This is a genomic window from Jeotgalicoccus marinus DSM 19772 (genome assembly GCF_000425825.1).
Lineage (GTDB): Bacteria > Bacillota > Bacilli > Staphylococcales > Salinicoccaceae > Jeotgalicoccus > Jeotgalicoccus marinus.
Genome location: NZ_AUEE01000028.1, coordinates 1 through 1558 on the forward strand (window position 1 = coordinate 1; position 1558 = coordinate 1558).

1 protein-coding gene is annotated in these 1558 nt (G+C 37.2%); it reads left to right on the top strand.

Annotated features, from left to right (window positions below):
- Nucleotides 1-1558: G5 domain-containing protein (locus tag H624_RS12005; protein ID WP_035857092.1), on the top strand; the 1558-nt coding region annotated here is incomplete at both ends.

Genomic DNA, 1558 nt, shown 5'->3' on the forward strand with positions numbered 1-1558 from the left:
CAGAAGTTGAAGAAACCGAAGAAGCTATTGAGGAATCACCAGCATCAGAAGTTGAAGGAACATCTGAAATTCAAGGAAATGAAAAAATTGAAGAAGTTAAAGTGATTCAGGAAAAAGGTGGAGAAAGTAACACTCAAATTATTAGAGTCAAATATTCTGATGGCACACATGAAAACTTCGATTTAACTGATTATGAAAATAATAAAGTTCTTCGTGAAAGACTTAACCAAGATAAAGATAGATTTTCTGGATTAGATGGCAAAACATTGAATACTACTTTATCTACGGAAGATATCGATGTGCCAGAAGACTTTAAACAAAAATTTAATAAATCAGAGGATAAAGAAGATTATATAGAAGGCTACATAGAAAAAGCTTACGGTTCTGAAATGGCTAAGAATGTATCTAATGATTTAGGAGAAGTAGACTTTGATGATTTAAATAATAAACAGGCATATAAAGCAATGATGGATCTAACCCTAAATCAAAGAACCACACCAGAATTTAGAGCAGCAACTACTTTCTCGACTACTGCTACTACTCAAGCGGCGTCTATAGAAGACTTAAATGCAACATATGAAGGCACCGGTGCAGTATCAACTAATAATAGTATACCAGCTTATTATACAGTGGATGTAGTTGATAATGGTGGAAGTTTGACTTATAAAGTAAAATATCGTGTGGATTCAGGAGGATCACATGATATGGATTTAGTGGGCTTTCAGTTTGGTGATGCTTTTAATGTACCGGACCAGATTGAAGTTAACGGTTATTTTGTTGAAAGGGAAGACTTCGATCCTTCAGTACTAAGTAGCACGATGAGGAGAATGTATGAAAATCGTACGGGTGGTTTTGCCCCTATTACTGGATACTTACAACAAGGTGCTCGCACGGGCACTCCCGCAGGATACGCATTAACTTCCCCTAGGTCTAAGAATAACTTTAATTATGTAGATTGGGTGCTGGAGTTTACTGTTCCTATTACAAACAGAGAAGCAGATACAACGTATCGTGGTTCTATTCCAATGTATCTTTCAGGCGATAGCAATCACGGACATGATAGTCATTGGAATTATTTTTACAATCAAGACCTGATTACTAATGATAATAACTCTGGGTCTGAAAATCCTGATATAAATTTTGAGAAAGAAATTGTAAGAGAACAATTTGAAATTCCTTATGACACAGTATATACATTATCTGAAGATGTACCGTACGGTGAAGAGGTTGTTATTAAAACCGGTGTGAACGGTACTGGAGAACGTGTGATTCAAAAGACAAGTTATAAAGGAGAATTAGTTGGTCAATTTGAATTGGAGAATTCAGTTCTTGCTAATCCAGAAGCAGAGGTTATTGCTTTAGGTATTGGCGGATTAAGAGGTCAAGACGGTGTTGACGGTCAAGATGGCAACTCAATCCGTGTTGAAGACAATGGTGACGGCACGTATGACATTATTGTTGTAGATCCAGAAGGCAACGAAATCAGCCGTGACACAGTCCGCAATGGAGAAGATGGTGCTGATGGCGAAGATGGTCAGACACCAGAAATCGACATCGT